The organism is Candidatus Binataceae bacterium (genome assembly GCA_036495685.1).
Lineage (GTDB): Bacteria > Desulfobacterota > Binatia > Binatales > Binataceae > JAFAHS01.
The window spans coordinates 38598-63514 of record DASXMJ010000241.1; the positions used below are offsets into that span (position 1 = coordinate 38598).

The 24917-nt window shown below is 61.9% G+C and carries 37 protein-coding genes and 1 pseudogene; all 38 read left to right on the forward strand.

Going from position 1 to position 24917, the window contains the following annotated elements:
- The first annotated feature begins 18 nt into the window (after window positions 1-18).
- The 38 genes and pseudogenes from tuf to VGI36_21965 all read left to right on the forward strand — a co-directional run bounded on the left by tuf (window position 19) and on the right by VGI36_21965 (window position 24479).
- On the forward strand, window positions 19-1218 hold the full coding sequence (gene tuf / locus VGI36_21780) for an elongation factor Tu (GenBank protein HEY2487777.1): 1200 nt from the start codon (window positions 19-21) through the stop codon (window positions 1216-1218).
- A 45-nt stretch (window positions 1219-1263) separates the two neighbouring features.
- Complete coding sequence (gene rpsJ / locus VGI36_21785) at window positions 1264-1572, forward strand: 30S ribosomal protein S10 (protein HEY2487778.1); 309 nt, start codon at window positions 1264-1266, stop codon at window positions 1570-1572.
- A gap of 5 nt (window positions 1573-1577) precedes the next feature.
- Window positions 1578-2246, forward strand: coding sequence for a 50S ribosomal protein L3 (gene rplC, locus VGI36_21790; protein HEY2487779.1), 669 nt, complete (start codon window positions 1578-1580; stop codon window positions 2244-2246).
- Window positions 2239-2898, forward strand: a complete 660-nt coding sequence (gene rplD, locus VGI36_21795; GenBank protein ID HEY2487780.1) for a 50S ribosomal protein L4 — start codon at window positions 2239-2241, stop codon at window positions 2896-2898. The genes rplC and rplD overlap by 8 nt, the downstream gene beginning before the upstream one ends.
- Window positions 2895-3182, forward strand: a complete 288-nt coding sequence (gene rplW, locus VGI36_21800) for a 50S ribosomal protein L23 (GenBank protein ID HEY2487781.1) — start codon at window positions 2895-2897, stop codon at window positions 3180-3182. Before rplD ends, rplW begins: the two co-directional genes overlap by 4 nt.
- Window positions 3183-3197: 15 nt before the next feature.
- Window positions 3198-4028, forward strand: a complete 831-nt coding sequence (rplB, locus tag VGI36_21805; protein HEY2487782.1) for a 50S ribosomal protein L2 — start codon at window positions 3198-3200, stop codon at window positions 4026-4028.
- Window positions 4029-4030: 2 nt separating this feature from the next.
- Window positions 4031-4369, forward strand: coding sequence for a 30S ribosomal protein S19 (gene rpsS / locus VGI36_21810; protein ID HEY2487783.1), 339 nt, complete (start codon window positions 4031-4033; stop codon window positions 4367-4369).
- A 9-nt stretch (window positions 4370-4378) separates the two neighbouring features.
- Window positions 4379-4717, forward strand: coding sequence for a 50S ribosomal protein L22 (rplV, locus tag VGI36_21815; GenBank protein ID HEY2487784.1), 339 nt, complete (start codon window positions 4379-4381; stop codon window positions 4715-4717).
- 8 nt (window positions 4718-4725) lie between these two features.
- On the forward strand, window positions 4726-5403 hold the full coding sequence (gene rpsC / locus VGI36_21820) for a 30S ribosomal protein S3 (protein ID HEY2487785.1): 678 nt from the start codon (window positions 4726-4728) through the stop codon (window positions 5401-5403).
- 3 nt (window positions 5404-5406) lie between these two features.
- The gene (gene rplP, locus VGI36_21825; GenBank protein ID HEY2487786.1) at window positions 5407-5832 is read left to right on the forward strand and encodes a 50S ribosomal protein L16; all 426 of its coding nucleotides are present in this window, start codon (window positions 5407-5409) and stop codon (window positions 5830-5832) included.
- Entirely contained in the window at window positions 5822-6043 is a 222-nt protein-coding gene (gene rpmC, locus VGI36_21830; protein HEY2487787.1) for a 50S ribosomal protein L29, read from the forward strand. Before rplP ends, rpmC begins: the two co-directional genes overlap by 11 nt.
- Entirely contained in the window at window positions 6027-6281 is a 255-nt protein-coding gene (rpsQ, locus tag VGI36_21835; GenBank protein ID HEY2487788.1) for a 30S ribosomal protein S17, read from the forward strand. The genes rpmC and rpsQ overlap by 17 nt, the downstream gene beginning before the upstream one ends.
- Before the next feature lie 13 nt (window positions 6282-6294).
- Window positions 6295-6663, forward strand: a complete 369-nt coding sequence (gene rplN, locus VGI36_21840; protein HEY2487789.1) for a 50S ribosomal protein L14 — start codon at window positions 6295-6297, stop codon at window positions 6661-6663.
- Window positions 6663-7010, forward strand: a complete 348-nt coding sequence (rplX, locus tag VGI36_21845; protein HEY2487790.1) for a 50S ribosomal protein L24 — start codon at window positions 6663-6665, stop codon at window positions 7008-7010. Before rplN ends, rplX begins: the two co-directional genes overlap by 1 nt.
- Before the next feature lie 125 nt (window positions 7011-7135).
- On the forward strand, window positions 7136-7720 hold the full coding sequence (gene rplE, locus VGI36_21850; protein HEY2487791.1) for a 50S ribosomal protein L5: 585 nt from the start codon (window positions 7136-7138) through the stop codon (window positions 7718-7720).
- Window positions 7721-7723: 3 nt separating this feature from the next.
- Window positions 7724-7909: a type Z 30S ribosomal protein S14 gene (locus VGI36_21855; protein HEY2487792.1), complete on the forward strand. Its 186-nt coding sequence runs from the start codon at window positions 7724-7726 to the stop codon at window positions 7907-7909.
- A gap of 13 nt (window positions 7910-7922) precedes the next feature.
- Window positions 7923-8321, forward strand: coding sequence for a 30S ribosomal protein S8 (gene rpsH, locus VGI36_21860; GenBank protein ID HEY2487793.1), 399 nt, complete (start codon window positions 7923-7925; stop codon window positions 8319-8321).
- A 13-nt stretch (window positions 8322-8334) separates the two neighbouring features.
- On the forward strand, window positions 8335-8886 hold the full coding sequence (gene rplF / locus VGI36_21865) for a 50S ribosomal protein L6 (protein HEY2487794.1): 552 nt from the start codon (window positions 8335-8337) through the stop codon (window positions 8884-8886).
- 10 nt (window positions 8887-8896) lie between these two features.
- Complete coding sequence (gene rplR / locus VGI36_21870; protein ID HEY2487795.1) at window positions 8897-9259, forward strand: 50S ribosomal protein L18; 363 nt, start codon at window positions 8897-8899, stop codon at window positions 9257-9259.
- A 16-nt stretch (window positions 9260-9275) separates the two neighbouring features.
- Window positions 9276-9785 (forward strand): 30S ribosomal protein S5, encoded by a 510-nt coding sequence (rpsE, locus tag VGI36_21875; GenBank protein ID HEY2487796.1) that lies wholly within the window; start codon window positions 9276-9278, stop codon window positions 9783-9785.
- Window positions 9786-9804: 19 nt separating this feature from the next.
- The gene (rpmD, locus tag VGI36_21880) at window positions 9805-9981 is read left to right on the forward strand and encodes a 50S ribosomal protein L30 (protein HEY2487797.1); all 177 of its coding nucleotides are present in this window, start codon (window positions 9805-9807) and stop codon (window positions 9979-9981) included.
- A gap of 7 nt (window positions 9982-9988) precedes the next feature.
- Window positions 9989-10456, forward strand: a complete 468-nt coding sequence (gene rplO, locus VGI36_21885) for a 50S ribosomal protein L15 (GenBank protein HEY2487798.1) — start codon at window positions 9989-9991, stop codon at window positions 10454-10456.
- Window positions 10456-11763 carry a preprotein translocase subunit SecY gene (gene secY, locus VGI36_21890; GenBank protein HEY2487799.1) on the forward strand — a complete coding sequence of 436 codons (1308 nt, stop codon included), beginning with the start codon at window positions 10456-10458 and terminating at the stop codon, window positions 11761-11763. The genes rplO and secY overlap by 1 nt, the downstream gene beginning before the upstream one ends.
- 2 nt (window positions 11764-11765) lie before the next feature.
- Window positions 11766-12428 (forward strand): adenylate kinase, encoded by a 663-nt coding sequence (locus VGI36_21895; GenBank protein ID HEY2487800.1) that lies wholly within the window; start codon window positions 11766-11768, stop codon window positions 12426-12428.
- A gap of 4 nt (window positions 12429-12432) precedes the next feature.
- Window positions 12433-13203 (forward strand): type I methionyl aminopeptidase, encoded by a 771-nt coding sequence (map, locus tag VGI36_21900; protein ID HEY2487801.1) that lies wholly within the window; start codon window positions 12433-12435, stop codon window positions 13201-13203.
- Window positions 13196-13414 carry a translation initiation factor IF-1 gene (infA, locus tag VGI36_21905; GenBank protein HEY2487802.1) on the forward strand — a complete coding sequence of 73 codons (219 nt, stop codon included), beginning with the start codon at window positions 13196-13198 and terminating at the stop codon, window positions 13412-13414. The genes map and infA overlap by 8 nt, the downstream gene beginning before the upstream one ends.
- Window positions 13415-13434: 20 nt before the next feature.
- A complete protein-coding gene (gene rpmJ, locus VGI36_21910; GenBank protein ID HEY2487803.1) occupies window positions 13435-13548 on the forward strand; it encodes a 50S ribosomal protein L36 in 114 nt (37 codons plus the stop codon).
- 13 nt (window positions 13549-13561) lie between these two features.
- The gene (gene rpsM / locus VGI36_21915; protein ID HEY2487804.1) at window positions 13562-13945 is read left to right on the forward strand and encodes a 30S ribosomal protein S13; all 384 of its coding nucleotides are present in this window, start codon (window positions 13562-13564) and stop codon (window positions 13943-13945) included.
- Between the two features lie 27 nt (window positions 13946-13972).
- Window positions 13973-14434 carry a 30S ribosomal protein S11 gene (gene rpsK / locus VGI36_21920; protein HEY2487805.1) on the forward strand — a complete coding sequence of 154 codons (462 nt, stop codon included), beginning with the start codon at window positions 13973-13975 and terminating at the stop codon, window positions 14432-14434.
- Window positions 14435-14454: 20 nt separating this feature from the next.
- Window positions 14455-15081: a 30S ribosomal protein S4 gene (rpsD, locus tag VGI36_21925; GenBank protein ID HEY2487806.1), complete on the forward strand. Its 627-nt coding sequence runs from the start codon at window positions 14455-14457 to the stop codon at window positions 15079-15081.
- A 78-nt stretch (window positions 15082-15159) separates the two neighbouring features.
- Window positions 15160-16188 (forward strand): DNA-directed RNA polymerase subunit alpha, encoded by a 1029-nt coding sequence (locus VGI36_21930; protein ID HEY2487807.1) that lies wholly within the window; start codon window positions 15160-15162, stop codon window positions 16186-16188.
- Between the two features lie 31 nt (window positions 16189-16219).
- Window positions 16220-16561 (forward strand): annotated as a pseudogene (rplQ, locus tag VGI36_21935) (50S ribosomal protein L17).
- 357 nt (window positions 16562-16918) lie between these two features.
- Window positions 16919-18367 carry a metalloprotease TldD gene (gene tldD / locus VGI36_21940; protein HEY2487808.1) on the forward strand — a complete coding sequence of 483 codons (1449 nt, stop codon included), beginning with the start codon at window positions 16919-16921 and terminating at the stop codon, window positions 18365-18367.
- Window positions 18368-18376: 9 nt separating this feature from the next.
- Window positions 18377-19726 (forward strand): TldD/PmbA family protein, encoded by a 1350-nt coding sequence (locus tag VGI36_21945; GenBank protein HEY2487809.1) that lies wholly within the window; start codon window positions 18377-18379, stop codon window positions 19724-19726.
- Window positions 19727-20018: 292 nt separating this feature from the next.
- Window positions 20019-22634: an ATP-dependent chaperone ClpB gene (gene clpB / locus VGI36_21950; protein HEY2487810.1), complete on the forward strand. Its 2616-nt coding sequence runs from the start codon at window positions 20019-20021 to the stop codon at window positions 22632-22634.
- Window positions 22635-22907: 273 nt separating this feature from the next.
- Window positions 22908-23363 (forward strand): plastocyanin/azurin family copper-binding protein, encoded by a 456-nt coding sequence (locus VGI36_21955; GenBank protein HEY2487811.1) that lies wholly within the window; start codon window positions 22908-22910, stop codon window positions 23361-23363.
- A gap of 4 nt (window positions 23364-23367) precedes the next feature.
- The gene (locus VGI36_21960) at window positions 23368-23919 is read left to right on the forward strand and encodes a c-type cytochrome (GenBank protein HEY2487812.1); all 552 of its coding nucleotides are present in this window, start codon (window positions 23368-23370) and stop codon (window positions 23917-23919) included.
- A 254-nt stretch (window positions 23920-24173) separates the two neighbouring features.
- A complete protein-coding gene (locus VGI36_21965; protein ID HEY2487813.1) occupies window positions 24174-24479 on the forward strand; it encodes a hypothetical protein in 306 nt (101 codons plus the stop codon).
- Window positions 24480-24917: the final 438 nt, after the last annotated feature.

Genomic DNA, 24917 nt, shown 5'->3' on the forward strand with positions numbered 1-24917 from the left:
CAATTCGGAGGTAAGACCATGGGCAAGGCGAAATTCCAACGGACCAAGCCGCATGCGAACGTCGGCACGATCGGACATATCGACCACGGCAAGACCACGCTGACCGCGGCGATTACCAAGGTGCTGGCGGCGCGTAAACTCGCCCAATTCACCTCCTTCGATCAGATCGACAAGGCCCCCGAGGAGCGCGAGCGCGGTATCACCATCTCGATTGCACACGTCGAGTACGAAACCACCAAGCGCCACTATGCGCACGTCGATTGCCCGGGCCACGCCGACTACATCAAGAACATGATAACCGGCGCCGCTCAAATGGACGGTGCGATCCTGGTGGTCGGTGCCAACGACGGGCCGATGCCGCAGACCCGGGAGCACATCCTGCTCGCCCGCCAGGTGGGAGTGCCCGCGATCGTGGTGTTCATGAACAAGGTCGACATGGTCGACGATCCCGAACTGCTGGACCTGGTCGAACTCGAAGTCCGCGACCTGCTTACCAAGTACGAGTTCCCGGGCGATGATGCGAAGGTTATTCGCGGCAGCGCTCTCAAGGCGCTCGATTGCGGTTGCGGCAAGGACGATTGCCCGAACTGCAAGCCGATTCTCGATCTGATGGATGCGGTGGATGAATACATCCCGCAACCCAAGCGCGAGGTCGACAAGCCGTTCCTGATGCCGGTCGAGGACGTGTTCTCGATCTCCGGGCGCGGCACGGTGGTGACCGGGCGCGTCGACCGCGGCAAGGTAAAGGTCGGTGAGGAAGTCGAGATCGTCGGATTCCGCGATACCAGCAAGACGGTGGTTACCGGCGTCGAGATGTTCCGCAAGCTGCTTGACGAAGGTCAGGCGGGCGACAATATCGGCGTGCTGCTGCGCGGCATAAAGCGCGAAGAGGTCGAGCGCGGACAGGTGCTCGCGGCCCCCGGCTCGATCACGCCGCACACCAAGTTCGAAGGGTCGGTCTACGTCCTGACCAAGGACGAAGGCGGACGCCACACTCCGTTCTTCAACGGCTATCGCCCGCAGTTCTATTTCCAGACCACTGACGTCACCGGGGTGCTTTCGCTGCCGGAAGGCGCCGAGATGGTCATGCCGGGTGACAATGTCGCTATCAAGGGCGAATTGATCACGCCGGTCGCGATGAATGAGGGGCAGCGCTTCTCGATTCGCGAAGGTGGCCGCACGGTAGGCTCCGGCGTTGTGACCAAGATCGAAAAGTAGGCGAAGGAGAAGACGGGCGCTTGAGCATCGGGCGCGGTATTCAGGATGAACGACAAGATACGCATACGTCTCAAGGCGTACGACTACCGCCTGCTCGATCAGTCGGTTCGTGAAATCGTCGATACTATCCGGCGCACCGGCGGCCGCGTCGCCGGTCCGATTCCCTTGCCGACCCGGATAGAGCGCTTTACGGTTAACCGCTCTCCCCATGTTGACAAAAAGTCGCGCGAGCATTTCGAGATTCGCACCCACAAGCGGCTGCTCGACGTGCTGGAACCGACCCAACAGACGATCGATGCGCTCGGCAAGCTCGACCTTGCCGCGGGCGTCGACGTCGAGATCAAGCTTGAGTAGAAGCGATGCTGAGCGGACTGATCGGCAAGAAACTCGGGATGACCCAGCTGGCGGACGCGCATGGGCGCGTGCGCGCGGTTACGGTCGTCCAGCTCGGTCCGTGCACGGTCACGCAACTGAAGGCGCAACCGACCGACGGCTATGACTCCGTCCAGGTGACCTGGGGCAAGAAGAAATTGTCCCGGGTGAGCGCGCCTGAGCGCGGCCACTTCAAGAAGGCGAATGTCGCAGTCGGTGTCAAAACCGCGGAATTCGAGAAACGTGGCGAGGGTGAGCTGGTGCTCGGCCAATCGATCGCGGTGAGCGAGGTATTCAAGGCCGGCGAACAGGTCGACGTGCAGGGCGTGTCCAAGGGCCGCGGCTATGCGGGCGTGATCCGGCGCCATCACTTCGCAGGATTTCCCGGCTCGCACGGCACGCATGAGTATTTCCGTCACGGTGGTTCGATCGGCAATCGTTCTTATCCCGGACGTGTGCGCAAGGGCCTGCGCATGGCGGGTCAACTGGGGAACGAGACCGCCACCGTGCTCAACCTCGAAATTGTCGAGATTCTGGTCGACGATAACGCGGTCGCGATCGCGGGTGCAGTGCCCGGCCCCGACGGAGCGATGCTGATCGTGACGCATGCCGCGCGGCCGCGTCGGAGGGCCAATTTGGCCGTAGCCAATGCCTGAGCAAAATCTACCGTCGGCCCCCGTAAAGCTGCCGCTATTCTCCGCCGCGCAGGAGCGCACCGGAGAGGCGGAATTCGCGGGAGCGGTGTTTGGTCGCGAGGGCGACCGGGGACTGCTGCACGACGCGGTGCGGATGCAGCTTGCGAATCGGCGCTCAGGAACGGCGGCGACCAAGACCCGCGGCCTTATCTCGGGTGGCGGACGCAAGCCCTGGCGGCAGAAGGGCACCGGGCGGGCCCGTGCGGGCTCGACGCGTTCGCCGCTGTGGCGTCACGGCGGGAAGATCTTTGGGCCGCAGCCGCGCGATTACTCCTACCAGATTCCACGCAAGGCATGGCGCCGCGCGCTGTGTCTGGCACTGTCGGAGCGGGCTCGCGAAGGCAAGCTGCTGGTAGTGCAATCGCTGGCGCTGGCTGAACCTAAAACCAAACTTGCGAAGGCTGCGCTCGACAAGCTCGGCGTGCAGCACGCGCTGGTGGTGCTGGGCGAGGGTGATGAGCAGTTTCTGCGGGCCGCACGCAACCTGGCCCGGCACAAGGTGCTGCGGGCCGCGGGGCTCAACGTTTACGACGTGCTCAACTACGACGAGTTGGTGATGACCGAGGCGACTGCGCGCGCGATTGAAAAGCGCCTGGCCGGAGAGCTGCGATGAATCTCGACAGCGTCATCCTGTCGCCGCTGGTGACCGAGAAAGGAACCATGGCCGGTGAGAAGGCCAACCAGGTGGTGTTCCGCGTGCGCCCCCACGCGAGCAAGGACCTGGTGCGGGAAGCGGTCGAGAAGCTCTTCAAGGTTACGGTGCTGAAAGTCCGCACCGCCAGGTTCATGGGCAAGGAGCGACGGCGCGGGCAGGTGCGCGGCAGCAAGCCCGATTGGAAGAAGGCTTACGTGACGCTCAAAGAAGGCGACCGCATAGAATTTTTCGAGGGAGTTTAGCGGAGTGAAATTGACATGGCGGTTATTCAGCTAAATCCGCGCACCCCCGGCCAGCGGTTCATGCAGGTCGCCGACTTCTCGGACCTCACCAAAAAGGCGCCCGAGAAGGCACTGCTCGAACCGATCAAACGCTCGGGTGGCCGCAACAACCGGGGACGGATGACCTCCCGTCACCGTGGCGGCGGTCACAAGCGCCGGCTGCGGCTGATTGATTTCAAGCGCACGCGCGACGGTGTACCGGCCAAGGTCGCCGCGCTCGAATACGATCCGAATCGTTCAGCCAACGTGGCACTGCTGCACTATGCCGACGGCGAAAAGGCGTACATCCTCGCCCCCGCAGGGCTCAAGGTCGGCGACAAGGTCGAGTCGGGCGAGCAGGCCGACATCAAGCCCGGCAACGCGCTCAAGCTGCGGCACATCCCGCTCGGCACGATTGTGCACGCGATCGAGATGAAACCGGGCGCGGGTGCCAAGCTTGCGCGGGGCGCGGGTTCGCAGGCGCAATTGATGGCAAAGGAAGGAAAGTTCGCCCTGCTCAAGCTGCCCTCGGGTGAGCAGCGCATGGTCCTGGCGGATTGCCGCGCGACTATCGGTCAGGTCGGCAATCTCGAATACGAAAATATTTCGGTCGGCAAGGCGGGCCGCTCCCGCTGGGCGGGCAAACGTTCGCACGTGCGTGGAGTTGCGATGAACCCCGTGGACCATCCCCACGGCGGCGGCGAGGGTCGCTCCAAGGGCAATCATCCGCAATCTCCATGGGGCATGCCGACCAAGGGCTACAAGACACGCGGAAAGAAACCGTCGGATCAGTACATCGTGAGCCGCCGGCCGCGCGGGACGCACTAAAGATGCGATCACAGAAAAAAGGACCGTTCGTCGACGCACATCTCAAGAAGAAGGCCGAAGCCGCGATGGCGGCGGGCGACAAGCGGATTATCAGGACCTGGTCGCGTCGCTCGATGATCGTGCCCGACATGATCGGCATGACCTTCGCGGTGCACAACGGCCACAAGTTCGTGCCGGTGTACTGCACCGAGAACATGGTGGGCCACAAGCTCGGCGAGTTCTCTCCGACCCGCACCTTTCACGGTCACTCGGGCGACCGCAAGGCTGAGGTGAGGAGTGCGGCGACCGGCCCCGCGCCTGCACCCGGACCGGGACCGGCGGCACCCAGGACGGGCGGGTAAGGGACGACGATGGAGACGCTGTCGCGCACCCGCTACGTCCGCATCTCGCCGCGCAAGCTGCGGCTGGTATGCGACCTGGTGATTGGCAAGCCGGTCGGGCAGGCGTTGTCGATTCTGGAGTTCACGCCCAAGAAGGGGGCGCGGTTTGTGGCCAAGACCTTGTTGGCGGCGGTCGCCAACGCGCGCGACCAGCAGAACGTCGATGAAGACAAGCTCTACGTGAAGCGGGCCACCGCCGACACTGGCCCAACCTGGAAACGATCGCTGCCGCGCGCCCACATGCACGCGACTCCGATTCTCAAGCGCACCAGCCATCTCACGGTGGTGGTGGACGAACGAGCGGCCTGAGGCATTTTATGGGTCAGAAATCACATCCCCGCGGATTGCGGCTCGGGATAATCGAAAGCTGGGATTCGCGCTGGTACTCGAGTCACGACTACACCACGCTGCTGCACGAAGATCTGAAGCTGCGCGACTTCATCAAGAAGCGCCTATATCACGCTGGCATCTCGCGCGTCGAAATCGAGCGCATGGCCAACAAGGCCAAGGTCAATATTCATACCGCCCGACCCGGAATTGTGATCGGCAAAAAGGGCGTCGAAATCGACAAGCTTAAAGCCGACATTCAGAAAATGATGAAGGGCAAGGAAGCCTTTATCAATATTCACGAGGTGCGCCGTCCCGATCTCGATCCGCAGTTGGTCGCCGAGAATATCGCGCTGCAGCTCGAGCGCCGGGTTGCCTTTCGCCGCGCGATGAAGGAAGCGGTGACGCGCGCAATGCGGATGGGCGCGCAGGGCGTCAAGGTCCATGTCGCCGGGCGGCTGGGCGGCGCGGAAATCGCGCGCGCGGAGTGGTATCGCGAGGGCCGGGTGCCGCTGCAGACCCTGCGGGCCGACGTTGCCTACGGGTTTGCGGAGGCGCGCACCACCTACGGAGTGATCGGAATCAAGGTGTGGATTTTCCGCGGCGAAATTCTCACCCACACGGAAGCGGAAGCGAAGCGGTCCGGCACCGCGGCGCAGCAGCAATAAGCGATGCTGGCACCAAAGAAAGTCAAATACCGGAAGATCCAGAAGGGCCGCGTGCGCGGCGCGGAGTCGCGCGGCCTGACCCTGGCCTTCGGAGACTTCGGACTCAAGGCGACCGAAACGGCGCGCGTCGACGCGCGCGCTCTGGAAGCGGCTCGGGTCGCGTTGACCCGCCACATCAAGCGCGGCGGCCGGGTATGGATTCGGGTCTTTCCGGACAAGCCCTTCACCAAGAAACCGGCCGAGACCCGCATGGGCAAGGGCAAGGGCTCCCCGGAAGGATGGACCGCGGTGGTGCGGCCGGGGCGCATTTTGTTCGAAATGGAAGGGGTCGATCAGGCGACCGCGCACGAGGCGATGCGTCTTGCCGCGCACAAGCTGCCGATCAAGACCGTGGTGATTGAACGCGCGGAGGGTGCCCTTGGAGCTTGATGAACTCAGGCAAATGAGCGCCGCCGACCTCCAGGTCAAGGAACGTGAGGCGCGCGAGGAAGTCTTCCGCTTAAGGCTGAAGCTTAAGACCAGTCAGCTCGACAACTCGGCGACGCTCAGAAAGGCGCGCCGCGAGCTGTCGCGAATCCTGACCGTGCTCAGGCAGAAAACTCCTGCGCCAACGAAGGGGAACGATGCGCGATCGAGTTAAACGGCGGGAGGGAACGGTGGTTGCCGCCAAGATGACCAAGACCATCGTGGTGCAGGTGGACCGTCTGGTGGAGCATCCCCTGTACGGAAAGCGAATCCGCCAGCGCAAGCGATACATGGTGCACGACGAGCGCAGCGAATGCGGCGAGGGTGACCGGGTGATCATCATCGAGACGCGCCCGTTGTCGCGCAGCAAGCGCTGGCGGCTCAGCAAGGTGCTGAAGAAGGCGGCGGGCTAAAGGTTAGGGTGCGATGATTCAGACCCAGACAGTGCTCGACGTCGCGGACAACTCCGGCGCCCGCAAGGTGATGTGCATCAAGGTGCTCGGCGGCTCGCGGCGACGCTACGCGACGGTCGGCGACGTGATCGTGGTCGCGGTCAAGGAAGCGATTCCCAACGCCAAGGTAAAAAAAGGCGAGGTGACGCGCGCGGTGATCGTGCGCACCGCCAAGGAAATAAGTCGCGGCGACGGCAGCTACATTCGGTTCGATGGCAACTCGGCGGTGCTGCTCGACAATCAACACGAGCCAATCGGGACGCGCATTTTCGGCCCGGTGGCCCGCGAACTGCGGGCGAAGAAGTTCATGAAGATTATTTCGCTCGCTCCCGAGGTTTTGTGATGGCGACCCCGCGAGCGGAAGCGGCAAGCTACAAGATTCGCAAGAACGACATGGTGATGGTCGTCAAGGGCAAGGAGCGCGGCAAGACCGGCAAGGTTATGCGGGTGTTGCCCGACCACGGCCGGGTTGTCATCGAGCGGCTCAACATCGTAAAGCGCCACTCGAAGCCGCGCGGCGCCGCCAGTCCGGGCGGAATCGTGGAGAAGGAAGCGCCGCTGCAGATTGCCAACGTGATGTTCTTCTGCGAACGCTGCAACGCGCCGGTACGGCTGGGAATCAAAGTCGCCGCCGACGGCGAGCGCAACCGGGTTTGCCGGCGCTGCGGCGAAGCAGTGGGTAACGACTGATGGCGGAAAAAACCGAAAAGCCGCAGAAGCAGAAGCGCCCGGAAAAGGCCGGCCGGCAGCCCTCTGGCAAGGCGCGGGAGGCGGCCGCGGTGGTCGAAGCAAAACCCCGCGAGCCGGAGCCGAAAATTCCCGCGCGCCTGCGCGTGAAGTTCCAGCAGGAGGTCGCGGCGTCGCTGATGCGCGAGCTCAAGATCGAAAACCGGATGCGGGTTCCGCGCCTGGACAAGATTACCATCAACATGGCGCTCAACGAGGCGCGAGACAACGTGAAGATCCTCGACTCCGCGGTCGAGGAGCTGTCGCAGATCGCGGGCCAGAAGCCGGTGTTGACGCGCGCGCGCAAGGCGATTTCGAATTTCAAGCTGCGCCAGGGAATGCCGATAGGCGTGATGGTCACGCTCAGACGCGAGCGGATGTGGGAATTTTTCGACCGTCTGGTGACGATTGCATTGCCGCGCGTGCGCGACTTCCGCGGGGTCAGCGACAAGGCGTTCGATGGCCGCGGCAACTACTCGCTGGGCCTGCGCGAGCACACGATTTTTCCAGAACTCAACCTCGACAAGATCGAGAAAGTGAAGGGCCTTACGATCTCAATTATCACCAGCGCCCGCAGCGATTTCGAAGGCCTGATGCTGCTTCGCGCGCTCGGAATGCCGTTCCGCGGACAGGCGGGGCGCGAGGAAAGGGCGGCGGTCGCCGCTCAGGCGTAGGCGATGGCGAAGAAGTGCCTCAGAATCAAGGCCACCCGCACCCCCAAGTTCAAGGTGCGTCAGTACAACCGATGTCCCCTGTGCGGGCGCTCGCGGGCGTTTTATCGGCGTTTCAAGATGTGCCGTCTGTGCCTGCGCAAGTTCGCGCATCGCGGACAGCTGCCCGGGGTCGTCAAGGCAAGCTGGTAGAGAGAAACCAAAGATGGCGCAAACCGATCCAATCGCAGAGCTGCTGACCCGAATCCGCAACGCGATGCGCGCACGGTTCAACGAGTTGATCGTCGACCATTCGCGCATCCGCGAGGCGATTTGCCGCGTGCTCATGGCAGAGGGATTTCTCGACGGTGTCGAGGTCGGCGGCGAGATGCCCAAGCGCAAGCTGATGCTCAAGATGCGTTACTCGAGCGCACGCGAGCCGGTCATTCGCGGCATCCAGCGGGTCAGCCGTCCCAGCGTGCGCCGCTATGCGGGCGCCGATGAAATCGGGCGCACTCGCGGCGCGCTGGGTGTGCAGATAGTCTCAACCCCGCTCGGTGTGATGACCGGGCGCGAAGCGCGGCGCAAACGCGTCGGCGGCGAGATACTGTGCCGCGTGTGGTGACCAGGAAGCGTCGATGTCACGTATAGGAAGATTGCCGGTTAAGCTCGAGAAGGGTGTCAAGGCCGAAGTCCATGGCGACACGGTCAAGGTCGAGGGTCCCAAGGGCAAACTCGAGCTGAAGATGCAGCCCGGCTTTAGCGTGGAGATCAAGGACTCGGAGCTGACCGTGAAGCGGCCAGGTGACGCAAACCAGGACCGCGCATCGCACGGCCTCACTCGCAAGCTCATCGCCAACATGGCCGAAGGGGTGAGCAAGGGCTTTACGCGGGTGCTTGAAATCAACGGGGTCGGCTATCGCGCCGAGGTCAGAGGCGCCGCCATCAACCTGAGCCTGGGCTATTCCCATCCCATCGTGTACCAGCTTCCGCCCGGCGTCACCGCGAAGGTGGAGCGGCAGGTGGTGATAACCCTGGAGAGCGCGGATCGCCAGCTCCTGGGCACGGTGGCAGCGCAGATTCGCGAACTCCGGCCGCCCGAACCGTACAAGGGCAAAGGAATCAAGTACGCGACCGAGACCATCCGTCGCAAAGCCGGCAAGGCGGCGGCGGGCTCGACCTCGTCTTAGGGCAGCAGCAATGGCTAATCAGCGTGCAGAAAAGCGGGCATTGCGTCGGCAGCGGGTACGCCGCATCGTGCGCGGAACCGAGACGCGGCCGCGACTGTCAGTTTATCGATCACTGCATCATATTTACGTGCAGGTCATTTCGGACGTGAGCGGCCGTACGCTGATGTCTGCTTCCACCCAGGGCGAGGGTGTTACCGAAGGGATCAAGACCAAACGCAGTGTCGACGCGGCCAAGGCGGTAGGTAGGGTGATCGCACAGAAGTGCCTCGCCGGCGGGATTCAATCGGTAATCTTTGATCGTAACGGGTTTTTGTATCACGGCAGGGTCAAGGCGCTGGCGGACGCGGCGCGGGAAGCTGGCCTGAAATTCTGAAAATCGAGGGAGCGACGTGGCTTATAGAATTGATCCGCAGGGTCTCGAAATTAAGGAAAAGGTCGTCCACATCAATCGCGTCGCCAAGGTCGTGAAGGGTGGACGCCGCTTCAGCTTCAGCGCGCTGGTGGTCGCGGGCGACCAAAACGGCCTGGTCGGGTTCGGCCTCGGCAAGGCCAACGAGGTTCCCGAAGCGATCCGCAAGGGCGTGGAGCGCGCGAAAAAGAGCCTGATTCGGGTGCCGCTGCGCGAGGGAACCATCCCACACGAGGTGGTCGGGCGTTTCGGTGCAGGCAGGGTCGTCTTGCGGCCGGCGGCGGAAGGAACCGGAGTTATCGCGGCGGGTGGGGTACGCGCGGTCGTCGAACTGGCCGGTATCCGCAATGTCCTCACCAAGCGGCTTGGCTCCTCGAATCCGCATAATCTGGTAAAAGCAACCCTGGAAGCGCTGACGGAACTCCGCAGCCCCGCCGACATCGCGAAGCTGCGGGCGCGTTCGGCGACCGACGGCACCGCGGCCGCCTGACTTATCCGGGAACGCAGCCATGAGCGACACCATTCGCGTTAAACTTGTAAGGAGTCCGATCAGCACCACCACCCGTGTGCGCCAGACCGTAAAAGGTCTGGGCCTTGGCAAGGTCGGGAGCGAGCGCGAGCTTAAGCGTACGCCCGAGGTCGATGGGATGATCCGGCGGATCAAACATCTCGTGGAAGTTCATTGAGGCTCTGATGAACCTTTCGGACATCAAACCAGCTGCGCGCGCGCTGCGCCGCCGCAAGCGGATCGGACGGGGAATCGGTTCCGGTAGCGGCAAAACCGCGGGCCGCGGACACAAGGGCAAGGGCTCGCGCTCGGGTGGCAACACACCACCCGGCTACGAAGGCGGACAGATGCCCTTGCAGCGCCGCCTGCCGAAACGCGGCTTTCGCCGCCTGCAGAAGAATGAAGACAGGCGCGAAGAATTCGCGCCGGTCAACCTGGAGAGGCTCGCCGGATTCTCCGAGGGAACCAGCGTCGATCCGGCGTTGCTCGCTGAAAGGGGAATCGTGTCGGCGGGACGCAAGATAAAGATTTTGGGAACTGGCGATCTGAAGGTTAAACTGGTCGTGCGGGCGGATGCATTTTCGGTGGCCGCTCGCGAAAAAATTGCCGCCGCGGGCGGCACTGCGGAGCTTATCGCCCCGACGAAATCCTGATGCTGGAGGGGTTCTCAGGCGCCTCGCGCATCCCGGAACTGCGCCGCCGGCTGATGTTCACAGCCCTGGCGCTGGCCGTGTACCGCATCGGCGTGGCGGTGCCTACCCCCGGAATTGACGGACAGGCGCTGGCGTCGTTCTTTGATGCCGCCTCCGGCACCCTCTTCGGGCAATTCAACCTGTTTTCCGGCGGCGCGTTCGAGCGTTTGTCGGTTTTCGCCCTCGGCATCATGCCGTATATCTCGGTTGCCATCATCCTTGACCTGCTCAAGGTTGCCTCGCCGTACCTCGACGAGCTGTACAAAGAGGGTGAAGCGGGGCGCCGCAAGATAACCAACTACACCCGCTACGGCACGGTGGGACTGTCGATCATCCAGGGATTCATGCTTGCGACCGGCTTCGAAAAGATGATGGCACCCGGTGGCGCGCCGATCGTTTTGGAGCCCGGCTGGTACTTCCGCATCACCACGGTGATCACGCTCACCGCAGGCGCCGTGTTCGTCATGTGGATCGGCGAGCAGATCACCGAGCGCGGCATCGGCAACGGCATCTCACTGGTAATCATGGCAGGAATCGTGGCGCGTCTGCCCAGCGCCCTCAGCACCACTGCCCAATTCGTTCGCGAAGGCGAGATGAGCATCTTCGTGCTGCTGTTCATCCTGCTGGTGGCCGCAGCGGTTACGGGCGGCATCGTGTACGTGGAGACCGCCCAACGCCGCATTCCAATCCAGTACGCAAGGATCACTCGCGGCCGACGGGTCTATGGCGGGCAGTCTTCTCATTTGCCACTCAAGATCAACACTTCGGGGGTTATTCCGCCGATTTTTGCGTCATCGATCCTGGTGTTCCCGGCCACCATCGGCACCTTCATGCCCCAGTTCAAGGACTACGTGCAGTTTCTCGCGCCGGGCGGACTAGTATACGACATTCTTTACGTCGTCCTGATCGTCTTCTTCTGCTATTTCTATACGGCGGTCACGTTCAATCCGGTCGATGTGGCGGACAACCTGAAGAAGCATGGCGGATTCATCCCCGGAATTCGCCCGGGGCGCTTCACGGCGGAATACATCGACCGCGTTCTCTCCCGCATCACGCTGGGCGGCGCCATCTACGTCAGTGCGGTCTGCGTACTGCCCACGATTCTCATCGCGCGCTTCAACGTGCCGTTCTACTTCGGCGGCACCGCCTTGTTGATCGTCGTTGGCGTCGCGATCGACACCATCGGACAGATTGAAACCCATTTGCTAACCCGCAACTACGAAGGTTTTATGCGGCGCGGGCGAGTAAAGTCTCGACGAGGTGCGTAGCTTTGCGGCTGATACTCGTAGGCCCTCCAGGCGCAGGAAAAGGCACACAGGCGCGTATGCTTAGTTCGTTGGCACGCGTTCCCCAGGTCGCGAGCGGCGATTTGCTGCGCGCCGCGGTGCGCGAACAAACCGCGCTGGGGCGCGAGGTCGAGGACATCCTCGCGCGCGGCGACCTGGTGGGCGATGAGACGGTGGTCAAGCTTATCGAGGACCGACTCAATGAGCCCGACGCCGCCAGCGGGTTTATTCTCGATGGATTCCCGCGTTCGCTCCCCCAGGCTGAGTTGCTCGACGCGATGCTTACGCGCCGCGGGAGACGAATCGATCGCGCGCTCGCGATGATGGTTCCAGATGCGGAGATTGTGAAGCGCATTTCCGGGCGTCGTACCTGCCGTAATTGTCAAACCATGTACAATGTCGCGTTGGACCCGCCCCGCCAGTCGGGCGTGTGCGAGAAATGCGGAGGCGAGCTGTATCAGCGGGAGGACGATTCCGAGCAGACCGTCCAGCATCGTCTCGATGTTTACAATGCGAACACCAAACCGCTGCTCGAATACTATTCGCGAGCCGGGATTCTTTCCCAGATTGACGGCATGGGCACGCCCGCGGAGGTCGAAAAGCGCATGGTCGCTGCGCTCGATGGATTGGTTCCCAAGAGCGGATAGTCGAATGATCACGATTAAGACATCGGAAGAACTCGCGATCATGCGTCGCGCCAGTCAGATCGTCGCCGAGGTCCTCGACGAGCTGGTGGCCGAGGTGCGTCCGGGCATCAGCACCGATGAGCTGGACCGGATCGCGGAGCGTGTGACCCTTAAAAAGGGCGCGCGCCCGGCCTTCAAAGGCTACAAGCCCGGCGCGGTGGTGTATCCGAAGTCGTTGTGTGTTGCGATCAACGAGGAGATCGTGCACGGAATTCCGTCGGGCCGCAGGCTCAAGTCGGGCGACATAGTCGGCCTCGACTACGGCGTGGTCTACCAGGGCTTCTTTGGTGATGCCGCCCGAACGGTGCCGGTCGGCGAAGTGCCCGAAACCACCATGCGCCTGCTGCGGGTCACCCGCGAGGCGTTGTACGCCGGAATCGCACAAGCCAAAGTCGGCAACCGTATTTCCGATATCTCGCGTGCGGTCCAGGAAGTAGCCGAAACCGCGGGTTATTCGGTGGTGACCGAGTTTGCCGGGCATGGGATAGGGCGGCGGCTGCACGAGGACCCTCAGGTACCCAACTATTTCCGGCGGGGGATGCCGAATCCGCGGCTCCAGGAGGGCATGGCGCTCGCGATCGAGCCCATGGTCAACGAAGGAACGCCCGATTTGGAGATTCTTTCGGACGGGTGGACTGCGGTTACGGCGGACGGTAAACTATCCGCCCATTTCGAGCATTCCATCGCAATCACCACAAACGGACCCGTAATCCTAAGCGAGCTCGCAAATGTCTAAGGGCGACGCAATTGAAGTGATGGGCACGGTGAAGGAAGCGCTGCCGAACGCGGTGTTCCGAGTGACGCTCGACAACGGGCACAAGGTGTTGGCGCATATCTCGGGCAAGATGCGGATGCACTACATCAAGATTCTTCCCGGCGACAAAGTGACGGTGGAACTATCCCCGTACGACTTGACCAGAGGAAGGATCACCTACCGGCAACGTTAGGTTTGCAGAACAAGGTAACCATGAAGGTTCGAGCTTCCGTCAAGAGGATTTGCAAAAACTGCAAGGTGGTGCGCCGCGAAGGCGTGGTGCGCGTCCTGTGCTCCAATCCGCGCCACAAGCAGCGGCAGGGCTAGGAGGAGAGTTCCGATGGCACGCGTAGCAGGAGTCGAATTGCCCAAGAACAAGCGGATGGAAATTGCGATGACCTATATCTACGGCATCGGCCGTACCTCGGCGACCAAGATCCTGACGAAGGCCAATGTCGATCCGGCTCGTAAGAGTGATGATCTGACCGCCGAGGAGCAGGTGCGCATCCGGCAGGTGATCGATTCCGACTACGAGGTCGAGGGCGATCTGCGTCGCGACGTTCAGCAAAACATCAAGCGTTTGATGGACCTCGGCTGCTATCGCGGCATCCGTCACCGCAGAGGATTGCCGGTTCGCGGGCAGCGCACTCATACCAACGCGCGCACCCGCAAGGGTCCGCGCAAGGTTGTCGCCGGCAAGAAGCAGGCACCGCCCAGGGGTTAAACCACGATATCTGAGAACGGAATACGGATGGCAGACGAAACTAAAGAGACCAAAAGTCAGCAACCGGCCCAGGCTCCTGCTGGCGGGGCGGCCGCCGCTGGAACGGCGCCGGCAGCTCCCCGGCGTCGGCGCACGCGGCGCTCGGTGCCGGAGGGGGTTGCGCACATTCACGCGACCTTCAACAACACCATTGTCACCATTACCGATCCGCAGGGTCTGGTGGTGGCCTGGTCGAGCGCGGGCTCGGTCGGTTTCAAAGGGTCGCGCAAGGGAACCCCGTTCGCGGCGCAGATGGCCGCGGAGGCGTGCGCTCGGAAGGCATCTGAGGTCGGCATGCGCAGCGTCATCGTGCATGTGAAGGGCCCTGGAGGCGGGCGCGAATCCGCGGTCCGCGCTCTGCAGGCCGCAGGACTCGGGGTGATTTCTATCAAGGACGTGACCCCGATTCCCCACAACGGATGCCGTCCGCCGAAGCGGCGCCGGGTCTGACGAGCAGGAAGGAATATTCAGTGGCAAGAAACCTCGGACCGGTATGCCGGCTCTGTCGGCGTGAAGGGCTGAAGCTGTTTTTAAAGGGCGAGCGTTGTTTCAGCGACAAGTGCGCGATCGAGCGGCGCAACTATCCGCCTGGTGCACACGGCCAATCGCGCACGCGATTTTCGGAATTTGCGATCCGGTTGCGCGAAAAGCAGAAGGTCAAGCGGATCTACGGACTGCTGGAAAAGCAGTTCTCGCACTATTTTGAGCTGGCCGAGCGGATGCCGGGCATTACCGGCGAAAATCTGCTCGCGCTGCTTGAGCGACGGCTTGACAACGTCGTGTACAAGCTCGGGTTCGCGAGCTCCCTGGCGCAGGGCCGCCAGCTTGCGCGCCACGGCTTCTTTCAGGTGAATGGCAAGGTGGTTACGGTTCCGTCCTATCTGCTCGAAGCCGGCGACGTGATCAGCATCAGCGAGAAAAGCCGGCCGAAGAAAGTGATTGTCGAGGCTATCGAGATGGCGCAGCGTCGTGGAGTGCCGCCGTGGCTCGCGCTGGAGCGTGAGCAGTTTCGCGGGACCTTCAAGGCACTGCCCGCGCGCGCCGACCTCACGATGCCGATAAACGAAAAATTAATCGTCGAGCACTACTCGCGATAAACCGGAGGCATGAGCAGCCTGCGGGGTCCGCGGTGGACCCGTCTGCGGCAAAGTTTACGAGCTCTAAAACAGGTGACTATGCAGAACGATTGGCGAGATCTGATCAAACCCAAAACGGTTGAGTTCGAAGAAAAGGAACTGACCCCGCTGTACGGGAAGTTCTACGCCGAACCCCTCGAGCGCGGTTATGGCATTACGGTCGGCAACGCGCTGCGCCGCGTGCTGCTCTCCTCGCTGCCGGGGTATGCGATCACGGCGGTGCGCATCAAAGGGGTGCTGCACGAATTTTCAACCCTGCCGGGAATCAAGGAAGACGTCACCGATATCATCCTCAACTTGAAAGAGGTGCGCGTGCGTCTCCATGAAGGAGAGCAGATCACCGCTTCCCTGAAGGTCAAGGGCGAGGCGGTCGTAGCCGCGCGCGACATCACGGGCGGCCCGAGCCTGGAAATCCTCACCCCGGATCAGCATATCGCCACCCTCGATAAGGGCGCCGAGCTCGACATGGAACTCATCATCAAGCGTGGGCGCGGCTACGTTCCGGCCGAGCGCGGTGAAGAAGAAGAAGAGCCGATCGGCACGGTCCGCATCGACGCCATCTATTCGCCAATCAAGAAAGTAAATTTCACCGTCACCAATGCGCGGGTTGGCCAGCGGACCGACTACGATCGGTTGGCGCTGGAGGTCTGGACCGACGGCTCGATCGGACCGCGCGACGGGCTCACCTACGCCTCGCGCGTGATCCGCGATCAGATGTCGATCTTCGCCGGGGTGGAGGAGGAAGTCGAAGCTCCGCAGGCTGTCGAGGGCACCGAGGTGCGGCCGACCCTCAACGAGCTGCTGTACCGCCCGGTGGAGGGACTGCCCATCTCGGTGCGGGCGTTCAACGGACTTCAGAATGCCGATATCAAGTATCTCGGTGAACTGGTTCAGCGCACCGAGCAGGACATGCTCAAGATTAAGAACTTCGGCCGCAAGTCGCTGAACGAGATCAAGGAAGTACTAGGCGACATGAGCCTGGGACTCGGGATGCGCCTGGAAAACTTGCCGCCGCGAAACGAACTCGATCGGATGTGGGAAGAACAGGAGCGGCGCGAGTCCGCGTAGATGATCGCGACTGGCAGGCTGGAGTAGGGCGATGCGTCACCTGAATCGGGGTCGAAAGCTAAATCGCACTTCCGCGCATCGGAAGGCGTTGTTCAAGAATCTTGTGCTGGCGCTGATTTGGCACGGACGAATCCGTACCACCGACGCGAAGGCGAAGGAACTGCGCCGGGTGGCGGACCGCATGGTTACGCTGGGCAAGCAAAACGATCTGGCAGCGCGCAGACACGCATTTGCGTTCGTTCAGTCGCACGAAGCGGTCCAGAAATTGTTCAATGAGATCGCGCCACGCTTCAAGGATCGCAGCGGTGGCTACACGCGGGTGGTAAAGTTCGGTTTCCGCCGCGGGGATGCGGCTCCACTCTCGATCATCGAGTTCACCGGCGCCGAAGAACAAACCAAGGGCAAGAAGCCGCGCAAGCGCGCCGCCAAAAAGACCGAGGGACAAACATCGGAGCGCCAGCAGCGCGCCGCAGCGGGCTAGCCTGCAGAGTGCGGGCTTCAGCCTGCGCCGTTAAAAAATCAACCGAAAGGGTCCTGGTGGGGTTGTCCGGTGACTTTAGCCCGGATGGTCTGAATGCGACGGTCGACGCGCGCAGTCCGAGCGCTTGGGCTCACGTGGTCGGCCGCTTTGCGGGAGATAAGTCAGGCATCACCGACAAACTGACATTTTCGTTCAACTTCTGACGGTGCCGCGGGTCTGATACCCTAAAGGCACGAGGAACAGACCAAGATGTCAAAGGAATTGGCGCACCCCGAAAGGTTCTTTGGCGACCGCTTCGGAATGAGTGACCGTGCCCTCGAGCGCATCCTCGGCACCGCCCTGGAACGCAAGGCGGATCACGCGGATCTCTATTTCGAGTACAAGAATGCGGAGGCGCTCGGCCTCGAAGAGTCGATGGTCAATCACACGGCCAAGAGCGTGAGCCATGGCGTCGGAGTTCGAGTCAACGCCGAGGACCGCACCGGGTATGCCTACTCCGACGAGGTAACCATCGATCGGATGCGGCTGGCGGCCGAGGCGGCGCGCGCTATCGCCGATCAACACGCCGAAGTACCCGCTTTGCAAATCGGAACTCCGGTGGCGCGCCACGCACTTTACGATGTTGAGACGACGCCGCTCGAGATTCCGCTGGAGAAGCGCGCCAGGCTGCTCGAGGACATCGACCGGGCCGCTCGCGCCCACGATCCGCGCGTGAAAAACGTGATCGCGTCCATCGCTGCCGAACGCAAGATCGTGATGGTCGCGACGAGCGAGGGCACGATTGCGGCCGATGTGCAGCCGCTCTGCCGCCTGAACGTGTCGGTGATCGCCGAGGATGGAAAGGGTGGTCGCCAGATCGGCACGTTCGGAGGCGGCGGCCGAGTTGAATACGAATACTTTTTGGAAGGTGAGCGATGGCGCCAGTACGCGCTGGAAGCGGCGCGCCAGGCGATCGTGAATCTCGATGCTGACGAGGCGCCCGCGGGCGAGATGGTGGTGGTGCTGGGCCCCGGATGGCCGGGAATTCTGCTGCACGAGGCGATTGGCCACGGCCTCGAGGGCGACTTCAACCGCAAGGCGGTGTCCGCGTTTTCGGGACGCATCGGGCAAAAGGTTGCGAGCGAACTGTGCACGGTGGTCGACGACGGCACCATCCCGCTGCGCCGTGGGAGCCTGAACGTGGATGATGAAGGCACCCCGACCTCGCGCACCGTGCTTATCGAGAAGGGCATCCTGCGCGGGTACCTCCAGGACCGCCTCAATGCGCGGCTCATGAAGATGAAGCCGACCGGCAACGGCCGCCGCGAGAGCTTTGCTTATGCGCCGATGCCGCGCATGACCAATACCTTTATGCTCGCGGGCGAATCGACACCCGAGGAAATCATCAAGTCGGTGAAGCAGGGGCTCTACGCAGTCAGCTTCGGTGGCGGTCAGGTCGATATCACCAACGGCAAGTTTGTATTCTCGGCCAGCGAGGCCTATCTGATCGAAGACGGACGCGTCACCCGGCCGGTAAAAGGCGCCACGCTGATCGGCAACGGACCCGACGTCCTGACCCGTGTCTCGATGGTCGGCAATGACCTGGCGCTCGACTCCGGTATTGGCACCTGCGGCAAGGATGGGCAGTCGGTCCCGGTTGGGGTGGGACTTCCGACCATTCGGGTTGATGGATTAACTGTCGGTGGAACCCGCGCCTGAGCAAGAGCTATGGCAAGTTTCGACACTGCAATGGCGGAGTGGGCGCTCGGCGAAGCCAAAAAGAAGGGCGCTACCGCTGCGGAGATCCTGTTTTCTTCTGGCGAATCGCTCGCGGGCGGCGTGAGACTTGGCGAGACCGAAAAACTCACCAGTTCGCGCGAGCGTCGGCTGGGGATGCGCGTGTTCGTCGGGCAGTCCTCCGCAACCGCCTCTACCGCCGAGATGGAGCGCAGCTCGATCGCAGATTTTATCGCCGACACGGTCACTCTCGCCCGTCTCACCGCGGCGGATCCGTGGTCGGGCCTGCCCGATCCGGCACTGCATCCCGCCAGCTTCCGGGAACTCGGTCTCAGCGATCCGGATTGCGGAATTATCGATGCGGACCGGGCGCTGCAAATCGCGCGTGCGGCAGAGAAAGCCGCGCTGGGAGCCGATTCGCGTATCAAAAACTCCGAAGGCGCCGAATTCGATTCGAGTCGCTATCAGATCATGTTGGCCAACAGCCAGGGATTCTGTGGCGAATACGAGGGATCCTCGTTCAGCCTGGTGGTGCAGCCTATCGCGCAAGATGGCGACACGATGCAACACGGGTACTGGTACACGACCAATCGAAGATTCAACAAGCTCGAAGACGCAGAGGGGGTTGGCAAGACTGCCGCGGCGCGCGCGTTGCGCCGGTTGGGTGCGCGCAAGGTCAAGACCACCAAGGTACCGGTCGTATTCGATTCGGAGATGGCCGCGGGCCTGATTCGGACCCTCGCCGGTGCCGCCTCGGGACCGGCGCTGTACAAAGGGACTTCGTTTCTCATCGATCGTCTGGGCGAACAGGTGGCGGCGCCGGGCGTCACGATTGTCGACGATGGCACGATGCCCGGCGCGCTCGGTTCCAAACCGTTCGACGGGGAAGGGCTCTCCACGCGCAGGCAGCACCTGGTGGAGCGGGGGATTCTCAGGACCTACCTCCTCGACTGCTACTCGGCGCGCAAGCTCAAGTTGGCGCCGACCGGGAACGCGTCGCGCTCGGTTGGATCGCCACCGACCGTGTCAACGACCAACCTTTTCCTTGAGCCGGACGAGTACACTCCCGAGCAGGTCATTGGCTCGGTGAAGAAAGGCCTCTACGTTACCGAGATGATCGGTTTCGGCATCAACATGGTCACCGGCGACTACTCGCGCGGCGCGGGGGGACTCTGGATCGAGGACGGCAAGCTCACTTACCCCGTGCAGGAGATCACGATCGCCGGCAACCTGAAGGAGATGTTTCTCAACATCGAGATGATCGGAAACGATCTGCACTGGCGTTCCTCGGTAGTATCGCCGACCCTGAAGATCGCCGAGATGACCATCGCCGGCGCCTGACGCGCGCACTGGGGTGTGGGGGTGAGCCACCATTGCCCCTGAACCTACAAGCGACCCGCGCGCGAGTTCTGGTGAACTGAAAGAAAAGACGAGACACCCGCTCGCCACCGCAAGGGCAGCGGCGCGATTTCAGAAGAGGAGGCGCTCCTTAGCTGCGTCCGAAGAGCGAGCGCAGGATCCATCGCCAGAAATTTTTGTGGCGCGCTCAGCCACATAATGAGAATGACTAAGCTCGAACAGCGTTTGCTTGCCGTTAACAATTTAATGGTTAAATTTGCGGGAGCATCAGCAAATGAACACTAATCGATTTACCGAAAAACTACAGGAAGCTCTTGGCAGCGCGCAGAATGCTGCGGTCAGCGCGCACAATCAGGCCGTTGACGTGGAGCATCTTTTAGCCGCGTTGCTCCAGGACAACGACGGATTGGCTTCTTCGATCCTCACGCTGACCGGCGTGGACAAGGCCGCCGTCCTAACGAAGCTCGATGCGGAGCTGAAGAAGATCCCACAGGTGACGGGGGCCGGAACCGACACCGCGCAAGTCTATGCCACCCAGCGCCTCGGACGCGTGCTCGCGCGTGCGGAACAGGAAGCGGCCAAGCTCAAGGATGAATACATTTCGGTCGAGCATGCCCTGATCGCGATTCTCGATGAACCGGGGGCGGCCGCAAAGATTCTGCGCGAGGCCGGCCTGACCCATGACAAACTGATGAGCAAGCTGCGCGAGGTACGGGGGAATCAGCGCGTGACGTCGGCGAATCCCGAAGCGACTTATCAATCCTTGGAGAAGTATGGGCGCGACCTCACCAAGCTCGCTGCCCAAGGCAAGGTCGACCCAGTAATCGGCCGTGACGAGGAAATCCGCCGCGTTATCCAGGTCCTTTCGCGGCGCACCAAGAACAATCCGGTTCTGATTGGCGAACCGGGGGTCGGCAAGACCGCCATCGTCGAGGGCCTCGCCCAGCGCATCGTGCGCGGTGACGTTCCCGAGGGGCTCAAGAAGCGCCGCGTCGTAACCCTCGACATGGGCGCCTTGATCGCGGGCGCTAAATTTCGCGGCGAATTCGAAGAACGACTAAAGGCGGTTCTCAAGGAGGTTCAGCAAGCCTCCGGCGAGATCATCCTGTTCATTGACGAATTGCATACGGTCGTCGGCGCGGGCGCGGCCGAGGGGGCGATGGATGCATCGAATCTCCTCAAACCGATGCTCGCGCGCGGCGAATTACATTGTATTGGCGCGACGACGCTCGACGAGTACCGCAAGCACATCGAGAAGGATGCAGCGCTGGAACGGCGTTTTCAGCCGGTGTTGGTGGAAGAGCCGAGCGTCGAAGATACCATCTCGATTCTGCGCGGCTTGAAAGAACGCTACGAGGTCCATCACGGCATCAGGATCAAGGATTCTGCGCTGGTCACGGCCGCGACGCTTTCCAAGCGCTACATATCTGACCGGTATTTGCCCGACAAAGCGATCGACCTGGTCGACGAGGCGGCCGCAAAGCTGCGTACCGAAAAAGAATCGATGCCGGTCGAGCTGGATGAAGTGAACCGCCGCGTGATGCAGCTTGAAATCGAGCGCGAAGCGTTGAAGCGCGAGACCGATCCTGCATCGAAGGATCGCCTGACCCGCCTGGAGAGGGAATTAGCCGAAGCCAAGGAGCGCCGCGAGGCCCTCGAAGCTCAGTGGCAGAGCGAGAAGGGTGGCCTCGAGAAGATCTCCAAGATCAAGGCCGATATCGAGCAAACCCGTATCGCGATTGATAAAGCGAAGCGCGAGTACGACCTGAACAAGGTCGCAGAACTGCAGTACGGAAAGCTCGCGTCGCTCGAGAAAGAACTTGGCAGCGAAGAAGAGCGCTTGATCAAGAAGGCAGGCAGCGGCGATCGACTGATCAAAGAAGAAGTAGACGAAGACGATATTGCCGAAGTGGTCGCGAGGTGGACTGGAATTCCCGTGTCGCGCCTGATGGAAGGAGAAGTGCAGAAGCTCGCTCACCTGGAGGAGCATCTGCACAAGCGTGTGATTGGTCAGGACGAGGCGGTGTCGGCGGTGGCGGATGCAGTTATCCGCGCACGTTCCGGCTTGAAGGACCCGAACCGCCCAATCGGATCGTTCATCTTCCTTGGACCTACAGGGGTCGGCAAAACCGAGTTGGCGCGAGCGCTTGCGGAATTTCTCTTTGATGATGAAGGCGCGATGATTCGGATCGACATGTCCGAATACATGGAGAAGCACACCGTCTCCCGCCTGATCGGAGCGCCTCCGGGTTACGTCGGCTACGATGAAGGCGGGCAACTCACCGAAGCCGTAAGACGGCGTCTATATTCGGTGGTGCTGTTCGATGAGATCGAGAAGGCGCACGCTGACGTCTTCAACGTGCTGCTGCAGTTGCTCGATGATGGCCGCCTCACCGATGGACACGGGCGCACCGTAGACTTCCGCAACACGGTCGTGATCATGACCTCGAACATCGCAAGCCAGCTCATCCTCGGCTATCGCGGAGAGGACTACGAGAAGATGAAGGACGAATGCCTGGAGGTGTTGCGCCGGAGCTTCCGGCCCGAGTTCCTGAATCGCGTCGATGAGATCGTGGTGTTCCATCCGCTGGCCCGCGAACAGCTGCGACAGATCGTGGAAATACAGCTGGCGCGCCTACGCAAGCGGCTTGAAGAGCGCAAGATAGAACTCGAGCTGACCGACAAGGCGCGCGACTACTTGGCCGAGCACGGCTACGATCCGTCCTTTGGCGCCCGGCCGCTCAAGCGGCTGATCCAGCGCGAACTGGAGACTGCACTCGGCCGCAAGTTGCTGGTCGGCGAGGTCCGTGACAACTCGCGGGTGAAAGTAGACGCCAACGCCCGCGGCCTCGATTTCAAAAGTGAGGCCGCCGCACCGGCCGCCGCCTGACCATCCTCGCATGACCGCTCCTCGCACGCGGCTCAGTCCACAGCCGCGATAGATTCTGGCACTGCGCGCCGGCCGCCGAGCAGCGCGCCGGTCTTTCGGCCGACGTTGCTCACGCCAGAGCCCGCCGAACCCAGTGCGCACACCGCTTGCCTCCGCCGCTCGATCGCGTAAACTTAAGTATTGGTAATAGAGACCAAGCTCTATATAATTAATACTTATATTAAATAGAAGTTCAAACGCGCCGCGCAGCGCGGCGTATTTCGAGGAAAAACGATGGCAAGTGGAGTAATTGACCTTAGCATTCGTCCCCGCGAGCAACTGTCGCGGGGTCGCCTGATGCTGCGAGTTATCCTCGCAATCGCGGCCCTGGTTGCCGTGATAGCCCTGGCCATGCTGCCGGCTCCAGCCGGTGCGGCCTCGCAATCGGTCCTAATCAAAATGGCTGACACTCCCGCAGTCTATGAGCCTGCCAAGGTGACCGTGAAAGTGGGTCAGCCGGTCGAATGGATAAACACCGGCAAAAATGTCCATTCGGTGACGCTAGTTCCGGACGATGCGCAGAACCCCAAAGACGTTGCGGAACCCAAGGGGGCGGCCACCTTCGATTCCGGGTTCATGGCTCCGGGCAGCAAGTTTAGCTACACGTTCAGTGTACCAGGCACCTATCATTACTTTTGCGTTCCCCATGAAAAGGCGGGTATGGTCGGAGTCGTAGTGGTCAAGAAATAGAGCGGTGAACTCGGCCATCTCCAGTTGGCTTCGCGCAAGCGGCAGTGCCGTGATGGTTTCCGTCGCGACCCTGGGCGTCACGGTTTCGCCAGCGTGGCCATTCCCTTGGGACATCGACATGTATCGAGGCGCTGCTGTGCAACCGCTGTCGCGTGCGCCTCGGGTTATGCCCTCGGGCACGATGCCGGTGGACCGTGGAGAACCGCCGATGTCCACCGAGCAGATGACGGTCAGGCTCAAGAATACCTTGTCTGCGACACCGGAGAACCTTGCACGGGGTAAGGCCCTGTTTCTCACGAATTGCGCTCCCTGCCACGGGGAAAGAGGCCTGGGCAACGGCCCGGTGGCACATCTCCTCAAGGACCAGCCTAAAAACCTGGTGACTGGGCAAAGTAAAGAGTTGCCCGACGGCTATCTCTACGGAGTCATTCGCAACGGAATCCTGCTGATGCCGTCCTACGCTGATGCCATGTCTTCTTCGGAGCGATGGCAGGTGGTTCTTTTCGTCAGGTCGTTACAGCAAAGCGCCGTGCAGCAAAAAACCGCTCGGAAGTAGGTCCCGGCACCCGAGGCTCCCAATTGCGAGGCCGTCCGCGCGGGAGGGCTCGTCGCATATTGTAACCAGCGCATGGCTTTCGGCGGCTGCTACGTGCCCATTCGCTTCGCGGTGCGCGACCGCGATCTTCAAAACGCTGTCGTGAAAACCAAGGCGCGAGTGGCGCAGGAGGTCGCGCTGCCGTAGGGCGTCCACCTCCAGTGGGCAGGCGAATATGATGAACTTCAGCTGCGAATCGGCGCCTGGCAGTGGTGGTGCCCTTCGCGCCGTCGCTGATCGCAGGTGTGCTTTACGGAGCCACTACCTCACTCATCGACACGTTCATCATCGTGGCGCAGATTCCGGTCGCATGCGTCGGTGGCATTTCGCGCCGTGATAATCATCGACACGCCATTCAGTTTCTCGGCGGCTCTAGGATTCACTTCGATCTTCTGCATCGCCCGGTCATGGATGGCGTGCTGCTGAGCTTCTACATCCCTCAGCTCTGGGACGAGGGCCATCAGTTCGTTGAATCGATTGTTCTTGGCTCGACCGTCGGGTTTCGCCCCCACCGACGATGACGGCCACCGTGGATGGGTTGGGTCTGCTCCCTGCTGCGATCTCGGCGAAAATCGTGCGCAAACCCAACGACCGCTGCGCGATGTCGTCATCGGCGGATGCGTTGCTGACCGGGGTGCTTCAGCCCGATTCTGATCTGCCTGCTGCATTGGGACTTGCGGCGCGGCGACGAAGATACGACCTCTGGTCGAAACCTAGGCCGCAAATAGTCGGTTACGGGTCCTCGCCCAACCCGCGCAGGCCATGGTAAACGGCAGTAGGAGGATTCGACGATGGAATTCGAGACTCTTGGCAGCGGGTATGGCCTGCTGGAAGCACCCCGCATCGACGAGCAGGGCCGACTCTATTTCAGCGACATCCCCAACGGTGGCGTTTATCGGCGCAATCCCGACGGCCGCGTGGATACCGTCATCCCCAAGCGCAAGGGGGTTGGCGGCATG